This window comes from Paenibacillus ehimensis NBRC 15659, assembly GCF_004000785.1.
GTDB lineage: Bacteria > Bacillota > Bacilli > Paenibacillales > NBRC-103111 > Paenibacillus_G > Paenibacillus_G ehimensis.
Genome location: NZ_BILX01000046.1, coordinates 41,130 through 49,716, shown reverse-complemented (window position 1 = coordinate 49,716; position 8,587 = coordinate 41,130). Strand labels below are relative to the sequence as shown.

At 49.5% G+C, this 8,587-nt stretch carries 7 protein-coding genes and 2 pseudogenes; 3 read left to right on the top strand and 6 right to left on the bottom strand.

Annotated elements, in window-relative coordinates; all coding sequences use genetic code 11:
• Positions 1–1,465: 1,465 nt before the first annotated feature.
• The 4 genes from PEH01S_RS35540 to PEH01S_RS22670 form a co-directional block, all read right to left on the bottom strand.
• The gene (locus PEH01S_RS35540) at positions 1,466–1,891 is read right to left on the bottom strand and encodes a class I SAM-dependent methyltransferase (RefSeq protein WP_246063037.1); all 426 of its coding nucleotides are present in this window, start codon (positions 1,889–1,891) and stop codon (positions 1,466–1,468) included.
• Positions 1,892–2,232: 341 nt separating this feature from the next.
• On the bottom strand, positions 2,233–2,874 hold the full coding sequence (locus PEH01S_RS22680) for an acetyltransferase (protein WP_127488169.1): 642 nt from the start codon (positions 2,872–2,874) through the stop codon (positions 2,233–2,235).
• Positions 2,871–4,010, bottom strand: a complete 1,140-nt coding sequence (locus tag PEH01S_RS22675) for a DegT/DnrJ/EryC1/StrS family aminotransferase (RefSeq protein WP_127488167.1) — start codon at positions 4,008–4,010, stop codon at positions 2,871–2,873. The genes PEH01S_RS22680 and PEH01S_RS22675 overlap by 4 nt, the downstream gene beginning before the upstream one ends.
• A gap of 119 nt (positions 4,011–4,129) precedes the next feature.
• On the bottom strand, positions 4,130–4,990 hold the full coding sequence (locus PEH01S_RS22670; protein ID WP_127488165.1) for a glycosyltransferase family 2 protein: 861 nt from the start codon (positions 4,988–4,990) through the stop codon (positions 4,130–4,132).
• Positions 4,991–5,178: 188 nt separating this feature from the next.
• Here PEH01S_RS22670 and PEH01S_RS22665 point away from each other — a divergent pair, with 188 nt between their 5' ends.
• Entirely contained in the window at positions 5,179–6,708 is a 1,530-nt protein-coding gene (locus PEH01S_RS22665) for a glycosyltransferase (RefSeq protein WP_127488163.1), read from the top strand.
• A gap of 156 nt (positions 6,709–6,864) precedes the next feature.
• Here the strand turns inward: PEH01S_RS22665 and PEH01S_RS22660 are convergent.
• Together PEH01S_RS22660 and PEH01S_RS22655 are read right to left on the bottom strand one after the other, a co-directional pair.
• Positions 6,865–7,109, bottom strand: a pseudogene (locus PEH01S_RS22660) (transposase); the annotation flags it as partial.
• Positions 7,110–7,191: 82 nt separating this feature from the next.
• Positions 7,192–7,761 carry a TetR/AcrR family transcriptional regulator gene (locus PEH01S_RS22655; protein WP_127488161.1) on the bottom strand — a complete coding sequence of 190 codons (570 nt, stop codon included), beginning with the start codon at positions 7,759–7,761 and terminating at the stop codon, positions 7,192–7,194.
• On the opposite strand from PEH01S_RS22655, the gene PEH01S_RS36210 reads away from it, so the two are divergent.
• On the top strand, positions 7,760–7,837 hold the full coding sequence (locus PEH01S_RS36210; protein ID WP_407669469.1) for a hypothetical protein: 78 nt from the start codon (positions 7,760–7,762) through the stop codon (positions 7,835–7,837). The two genes, PEH01S_RS22655 and PEH01S_RS36210, sit on opposite strands and share 2 nt — an antisense overlap.
• A 76-nt stretch (positions 7,838–7,913) precedes the next feature.
• Positions 7,914–8,021, top strand: a pseudogene (locus PEH01S_RS36205) (hypothetical protein); the annotation flags it as partial.
• Positions 8,022–8,587 lie beyond the last annotated feature (566 nt).

Here is an 8,587-nt window from a genome sequence, read left to right as displayed (position 1 = left end):
CTCGCCGCGAGGCCCTTGAGTTCCTTGTGTACCACGAGGTCCTTGAGGTCCTTGAGGTCCTCCACCCTGAGGTCCTTGAGGTCCTTGAGGTCCTGTTGGCCCAACAGCTCCACCTGTCTGTGCAGCCTCTAAATGAGTAAAGATGGACTGGGCTACCACAGTAACCGTTCCGGCGTTGGGTTGAAGAAATACTCCCAAGCTGTCACCCGGAGCGAAATTCATTTGAGCGGTGAGGTTTACTGTGAAAGGCAGGTCCGGATTATCCGTATCTCGGATGAATATCATTCCGGATTGGTTGGGTCCTGCCAATGCGAGTGCAACGTATTCAACGGAAGGGTCTGCCAGGAGCAGAAGGCTGACGCTAATAGTATACACGCCGCCTTGGCTGGAGACGAAGGTTGAAGTTGCTGGGTTATACTCGCCGTTCAAATCATACTCAACGGTTGGGAAGTCTACGTTGAACGGTCCGGATGGTGTAATAATTTGGTTCGTAGATGCAGCAGCCCTAAATGCGGATTCGGCCAACTGGATATCACCTCCGTATGCTGATATAGCTTCACTCTCAAAAACTTAAGATCGTGAAGCCTTTAATATAGTATGTGATAATGTGAAGCGAGCCTCGGCTTTTGCAGAGGTGAAATCGTATATTTTGAAATGACCGTAAAAGCTTCTTTTGCCGGGTAACCTGTTTTTAATGAGAAAAATACGCCGGCGCGATTGCTGCACAAGCTTACCGCGTTCACCTGGATACCAAGGTGATCGTTGTTATTGTCAACGGCCCGATCGATTCGGCGCGAAGGGATGAGCTCCGGTCACAAATCCAGTAGGTCGAACAAGAGAGAGACGTTGCCTTGAACCGACATCCCGGAGTAGAAAACCGCAAGGATGTGGCAGGAAGCTGCGCATTCTTCCTGTTCACTCGGAGTTACGTTCGCATCACGGCAGCGCCAGCTTCGGCGAGGAAAGCGAGGAACAGATGAAGACGCCGATCAGCCGCACTTACGATTAATTTGTTGCCAGATGGGGCGTCCGTCCGCACAGCTTTATTTGTCGGTGCGTGCGAGCATAATCCCGGGGTTTACCCGCAGGATGGGGGAGGGAGGTGGCGTCGAGCTGGTCAGGGAGGTGTGGCCGCTGCATGAATCAGAGGATTGTAGGATGGGGGTTGCCATACAGCAGTGCGGCATTGCTTGCATCGTCTTTGTTTAACTGGTTTGAATGAGCCTTGTCTTAGTAATATTTAACCCCGCAACTCAATACAACAAAGGGTACGACGAGGGCTACAATCAAGGCTTCGATGTCGGCTGCGGGAGAAGGGGCTGTTGCCGTAATCACTTGGCTTCCCGGAAGTAAGCGGCTAGGCACTTCGCCGGGTTTCGTGTTAACCAAGACTTCGCCCATTCATACGCCAAACAGCCGTCTGCCAAGCGCAGCCGGCTGTTTGCTTCTACTCGCAATTTGGGGGCTAGTTGTTACGTTGCTCGGGAACAGTCTGCTTGGTCCCGATATACAGCGTATCTTTCTCGGACAAACCGTACAGGTTTGCTTCCTCGACGCCGTATTTTTCCGCTAAATTAAATAAAACGACATGAAACCCGGCCGCTTCCAACCGGTCAACGAACCCTTTGCGATTATAAATGCGTACATGATCGTCTTGGCCGAAGTGTTCTTTTCTTGCCTGCGGCGAGGTCACCGCCGGGTCCTCTAGAATCTCCTCGAAGTTTAAAGCGATCGGCACTTGCAGAATGCTCCAGCCGTCCGGTTTCAATACGCGGTAGATTTCCGCCATCGCTTTGTGGTCCTCGGTGACATGTTCCAGTACATGGCTGCAAATAACGGCATCGAATGTTTCGTCAGCGTAAGGCATGGCCGTCAAGTCAACCCGTTCCATCTCCGCATCCTGAGGTATTAAATCGCCGCATATATAGGAGATGTTCGGATACCCTTTTAACCATTTTCTTAAATTTTTCTCGGGTGCAATGTGCAGCAATTTCTGCGGCCTTACGAGCAAATCCGTTTCCCGTTCAATATAGAATTTATATAACCTTTCCCTGTCGAAAGAGAAGCACACGGGACACATGGCGGTCTGCTTGTTCCACATTTCATACTGGCACTTGGGAAAATCGTAAATATCCGGCCACGGGCGAAAACGTACTATCGTATTATTGCAATAAGGACAATAGTAAGGACCTTGGTGTTTGAGATGGTCAACCAAATGATTTTTCTCCTTTCTTATTCCTTGTCAAGCCGTTTTTTGATGACGGCCGGCACCCCCGCAGCCATTGTAAAGTCAGGGACATCGCCTTTGACAAAGGCTCCGCCGCCAATCATAGACCAGCAGCCGATGCGGCATTTCTCCCGGACCGAGGAGCCGATGCCGATGTAGGCTCCTTCGCCTACGGTCACGTTGCCCGCCAGGTTCACACCCGGGGCGATAGTGACATAGTCGTCAATGACCGTATCATGACTGATGTTGGCGCCTCGATTGATGATCACATGGCACCCGATCCGGATATTATCGGTAAGGATGGCCCCTTCGCAGATCATGCTGCCTTGCCCCACGATATTTCTCCTCGACAAGCGCACACGCGGATGGATCAGAGGGTCTGCGATGCGGAATCCCGACCGGATGGTATCGTAAGCGAACCGCTTCTTTAATGCCGGGTCCCCGACCCCGGCACATACGATCTCGACCTCATGCCGCATCGCTTCGATATCGTCAAGTGTTCCCAAGACAGGAACTCCATTCACCAGTTGGCCCTTCATGTCAGGCCGTTCATCCAGAAACCCCAGCACCCGCACTTCCATCTCTTCGCAAAGCCAGTTGACCTCGCGGGCGTGTCCGCCCGATCCCCAAATGACGAACTTTCTCATACGGCATTCTCCTCGGTAATGCTTCCAAGCACCTTCACAATTCGCCCGACGGTAGCTTCATTCATTTCCTCCCAGAGCGGCAGACTAACAATACGGTCTGCAATCCGTTCCGTCACCTGAAGATCGGAACGGGGGTAGCTTTGAAATTGCTTTTGCTGATGACATGCCGGGGAGAAGTAAGTCCGGGCTTCAATCGAATGGGAGGCTAACCGCTGGATGACTTCCCGGTTGCCGGGAGAGTCCGGGCTCAGCAGGGAGAAAAATTGCAGGGGCACCTGGCCTTGCATCTTTTGGGCAGACCATCCCCGCAGTAATAAATCCTGTTGCTGCAGTTCACGGCGATAATAGCCAATGATCGTTTTTCTTCGCTCCTGTACGGCCTGGAACCCTTCGAGAGTAGCCAAGGCGATAGCGGCGGTATATTCGGATATTTTGCTGTTTAACCCTAACATCACGGATTCCCTGGAGCTGGAGAAGCCGAAGTTTCCGGCCCGGCGGATTCGCTGAATGAGATTCTGGTCCGCGCTATACACTAGCCCGCCTTCTCCGACACCAAACGTTTTGGTCGCGTGAAAGCTGAACACCACGGCTCCACCGAAGCCTTTGCCGAATTGTGCGGCATCCTCCGCAACGGTCGTTCCAAAGCTGGCGGCCGCATCGATGACGACCGGAATTCCTTCCTGCAGCAGTTTATCGTATATGGATAAATCGATAGCCGAACCGAAAGTGGCGTAAGGAACGACGACCGCGATCTGCTCGCCCAGCCGCTCGACCGTCTCCTCCAACTGCGCTCTATTCATTTGCCAATCGTCCGGTTCAATATCCAGGAAATATGGCTCAAGCCCGCACCACTCGGCGGCTAGAGGGGTCGCTGCAAAAGTAAAGCTGGGCATCACCGCATATTTGCCCCGGGGCCGCTTGCTTTGCGAAATCGCCAGCATCAGCCCGATTGTAGCGTTATGCACCGTCACGGCTGCGCCGAGGCCACCGAACATTTGGGCAATCACGCGCGTTTCAAACAGGTGATTTAAGGGGCCGTAATTGGAGTAGATCCGGCTTGCTTCTATTTTTTCAAAATAAGAAAGCAACCGATCCTTTTTGACTAAGTTCGGTCGCAAGAACGGAATTTCATACATGAGGCAACCTCTTCTCACTGGAATCCATTTTCCAATCAATGTGTACACCTTATAGTATGAACCCCATGAACAGGAGGAACGGCGAATACCTGACTCTCCAGTTTTCGCAATGCCTCATTCTAGCGTTTCAAGATCGTATCGATCCGCTGAATGTCCGCTGCAAATTGCGGGTATCCCTGCACGCGTTTGCGGTAAGCAAGAAGGGCGGTTTTGTACAACTCCTCCGTTTCCAGAAAGCCCTCATCCCTGGAGGCGATCGTTAGATCAAGCCATTCGCTGAACGCTTTGAAGCCAAGCGCGCTGTTGTTTTGGTTGGCATGTAATCGAAAGTAGCTGAGCGCCTCCGGAATATAAACTGCTTTTCCTTTGAAGAGTAGAGATAACCAGGCAGCCATATCGTTGATCAGCGAATATTGCTTCCCGCGGAATACTCCGAACGGTTCGGTAAGGTCCGCTTTTTTAAACAAAACGGTCGTCGGCTCGCCGATCACATTTAAGCAGCGGGTTAATGCGATGTTTCCTAGCGTTTTTCCATCCATCACTCTCGTCTCTTCGTAGAGTCTGACCGTTGCGGCGATGGGCGCAAGCAAGCTCCCCGATTCATTGATGGTTTGCCGGTAGGAGGTGACCAGCGTGATGTTTTCGAATTCGTTAAAAAAATAGAGCATTTTGGAGATCTTCTCTTTATGAAATACGTCGTCATCCATCAAGTAATTGATATATTCCCCCGAGGCCAGGTCGAAGCATTTGTGCCAGTTTTCAAGAAAAAGGTTTTTCTCGTTTTTATGATATTTAATCTGGGGATAAGACCGCAGATAAGCGGCTTCCAGCATTTGCTGCACTTCGTGATTGGAGCTGTCGTCGCAAATGACAATTTCGATATTCGGGTAGGTTTGTTCGAGCACGCTGTCAATGGCGATTTTTAGCGTGTGGGGCCGGTTATAAGCGGGAATAACGACGCTAACCAACGGATGTTCCAAGATAACTCCACCTTTCATAAAAATGAGTTGTGTCCCGCATTGTACGATAGGATGGTTACCTCCCAGAGTATGCGTCCTCCAGCGAAATGTGCGTTCATACAAGGCTATTGGGCGGACAAATGTTAGAGCGGAGGAATACACTGCGTATGTGAATAAAGAGAATGGACATTTGAGAAAGGGGAATCAACTTGTCGTCGGACTTCACTCCTTTATTGACGGTTCATCTGTTTTTGACAGAGAAGGTTTCGAAGGATAAATTGAAAGAACCGCTCTTGAAGTTGCAAGAAAACCACATTACTGTGAACATGTATGGACCTGATGATCCATTAGTTGGTGCCGGTCCCCGCAAGCCGCGTGTCTACGTTTCCATAGGAGATGAATGGGAACCTTTTACAACCCTAACATCGCTGCCTATTCAGGAAAAGAAACGTTGGCTGCACTTCCATTCGCCGGATGAACTCGAACCGTATAAATTGTTTTATTGCTGGCTCAAAGGGACGGACCCTCTCCCTGAAAACAAAACCGTTCCTCCTACCCGTTTTTCTTCCGATATGCCTCTGATATCCGTGTTTACGGCCAGCTACCGATCAAAAGAAAGAATTCAACGTCCTTATCGATCGCTATTAAATCAGACTTACCCGAACTGGGAATGGGTCATTGTGGACGATTCCGGTGATAACGAGGAGACGTACAAGAATGACTTGCTTCCTTTGAAAGACCCTCGCGTGCGCAGATATCGCCAGGATTCCCGCAATGGCTATATTGGGGCGCTCAAAAGGTATGCCGCAGGCCTTTGTACAGGGGAGATCTTAGTCGAGGTGGATCATGACGACGAGCTGACGCCTGATTGCCTGGAGAAGATCGTTCGGGCATTTCAGCAAAATCCCGAATGCGGCTTTGTTTACGGGGATTGTACCGAGGTGTACGCAGAGAACCTTCATGCGCATTGGTACGGCTGGGATTGCGGTTTTGGATACAGCGTATTTTATCGGGTTTGGCTGCGTGAAATGAACCGCTGGCAAAATGCGCACAGACATACGACGATCAACGGCAATACCGTCCGCCACTTGGTCGGGTTGCCGAATCATCCCCGCGCATGGTCCCGGGATTGTTACCATCTGGTCGGGGGCCATCGCGACGAGTTGCTGGTGGCCGACGATTACGACATGCTGATTCGGACGTTTCTTTGTTCCAAGTTTGCGGCCGTTCCCGATTTACTCTATATCCAATATCGGAACGAAAGAGGAAACAACACCACTTTTCTAAGAAATAAGCAGATTCAGATCTTGGTCAGAGAACTGGAACGGGTTTACCACGATAGAATTCATTCGAGGCTGACCGAGCTGGAGCTGCCGGAGCATCTGCCGTACAGCCGGATATGGGAGACCCCCGTACACGATCCCGCCCGCAAAACGGCTCATGTCATTCATGAAGACACTTCCCGAGTTTCGATATTGTTCCCGATTCCTTACTCTCATCCGGAAGCGGAGCATACTCAATTAAGGAAGACCCTCCAAAAGGGGATGGAGTCGGGCTTTAAGAACATCGAGGTTGTCGTTGTGGGCCGCATCCCCAAGGAAGTGGAGTTTTTTGCTTCCCATGCACCTGCGGGGGCGATCCGGTGGTGGCCGATGGAGCCGGACGATTCATTGGAGACTTGTATCCAGTATGCGAAGTATTGTACATCCTGCAAAGAGAAAGTGGTTGTGATGCCTTAAAACACCGGGCTGTATAAAGCGGAGAGGGAAGGAGAAGTTTGCAGACTAGAAGAGGTGATAGCGTGCCTAAAATATCCGTATTTGCCTAAAATGCGGAGGAACCACCAAAGGATGAAAAATTCGGTGAAGTGACCCCCAAAAGTTAGACATTCTATGTTAGGCAGATTCTGTGGCATGAGCTCGGTATATTAATGGGCTCATGCCTTTTAGTTTTGCCTTTATCCGTTTGTGATTGTAATAGTTGATGTATTCACCAGTTCTACTTTGAACTGTTCCATATTCTCAAACTCCTGTGTGTATAAAAACTCAGATTTTAAGATACTAAAGAAGTTTTCGATGACGGCATTGTCGTAACCGTATCCTTTACGTGACATGCTCTGAGTAATCCCACGTTCCTTTAATGCCTGCTGTATTATTCACAGCCCAATTTACGCATGGCTTCATTAGTGGCGTATTAAACGACTCTTCTTCATAGAGTAAAATTCAGGGTTGGGTAGGGTAGACCTCGTTTTTCTCGAACAGTTTCCTTAGTTGTTCTGCCATATACTCAGGCGGGTGCGGCATTTGACGCTGAACCCACCACTCCACGATGCCGACGAACACCGAAGCCATGAACTGCGCGTTCAATTCACCGTCGATCCCCGAATATGGGTTACTCCGATCCAGGTTTTCCTTGACACGAACCGAAACGAACTCCGTCAAACGTTTCCGGAATACGGCGGCTCTGGTTGTAGACAGCATGGCGGAGAAGAACAGGAAGTGATTCCGAATGTATACGAATGCCGGTAAAAGCTCGCTAGCCAGCGGTGTGCTCCCGCTTGGATTGCATAAGGAAGTGAGCTTATTCAAATGATCGTCGATCAGTTTGTCGAGCAGGTCGTATTTGTCGCTATAGTGCAAATAGATGGGACCCCGGTTCACGTTGGTTCGATCCGCGATATCGTTGATGGTGATTTGTTCGAGATCTTTATTGGCAAAAAGGTCCAGAAACGCTTTAGTGATCGCCTCTCTTGTCCTAATTTTGGATAATTTCTTCGACTTAATTCCGGGCATGCCTCGTAGGGTTACGTTTTCTCCGTGCGGTCAGGCGCAGTCTGGTCCTGCCAAGCTGAAGATCCGCTCCATGTAAGATTTTATTAGCTGTTTGATCTGCTTTGGATTAATTATCAAATGACTATCCATTATAGCGAAGAAGCCAAGGAGCTAGAGGGGTAGGCTTGTACCGGACCGGGTTCCTGTATATGGAACAATCCCGGTTGCCTGATGAAGAGACGCAGTTACCGGAGCAGCTTGGCGTCGAAGGAATCAAGTAATCCATATCAACAAAACAATCCAGAACAAGAAATCACATTTGAAGACATAGGATGCAGTGTCATAAATAGGTATAATCATTTATGGTAACCGCTTACATACTTGAAAACGGTTAGATGATGATATCGGCAACAATTCCAGTTTTTCGAAACCGGTGCCAAAGTTCTATCCGTCAAATTTATTCAAATCATTATGTTTTTCGAATACGAAGCCTATGTCGTGTTTGCACATGAGCCTATAATCGAGCCCGCCTTAGCGGCGTTTTGTCAGCGGGAATCGGACCAGCAGTTTCGGATGTCCTGAAGCTGAGGGATGCTTATCAAGAAGCGCTTCGTATATATGCGATTATGCAATATATTTACCCTATTTTCGTTCGAATGGAGCTCTTTTGGTTCTTATTTCTTATCCGAACCATGGCAGGAAAGGAGGAATACGATTACGCCTGTGGGATGGAAATTCGAATAGTTAAGCTCAGAAAGAGGGGGGGCTAGAAAAGGAAAATATGGACAGACGCTAGAAACTTCCGGAAAAGCGTAAGGGGTAACGCTAATCATTAGGAGGGTAATGT

What these genes read in the sequence shown, in the direction of transcription:
- PEH01S_RS22655 (WP_127488161.1), bottom strand. Translation starts at nt 7,761, where the DNA reads ATGCCCGGAATTAAGTCGAAGAAATTATCCAAAATTAGGACAAGAGAG.
- PEH01S_RS22675 (WP_127488167.1), bottom strand. Translation starts at nt 4,010, where the DNA reads ATGTATGAAATTCCGTTCTTGCGACCGAACTTAGTCAAAAAGGATCGG.
- PEH01S_RS22680 (WP_127488169.1), bottom strand. Translation starts at nt 2,874, where the DNA reads ATGAGAAAGTTCGTCATTTGGGGATCGGGCGGACACGCCCGCGAGGTC.
- PEH01S_RS35540 (WP_246063037.1), bottom strand. Translation starts at nt 1,891, where the DNA reads ATGGAACGGGTTGACTTGACGGCCATGCCTTACGCTGACGAAACATTC.
- PEH01S_RS36210 (WP_407669469.1), top strand. Translation starts at nt 7,760, where the DNA reads ATGCCTCGTAGGGTTACGTTTTCTCCGTGCGGTCAGGCGCAGTCTGGT.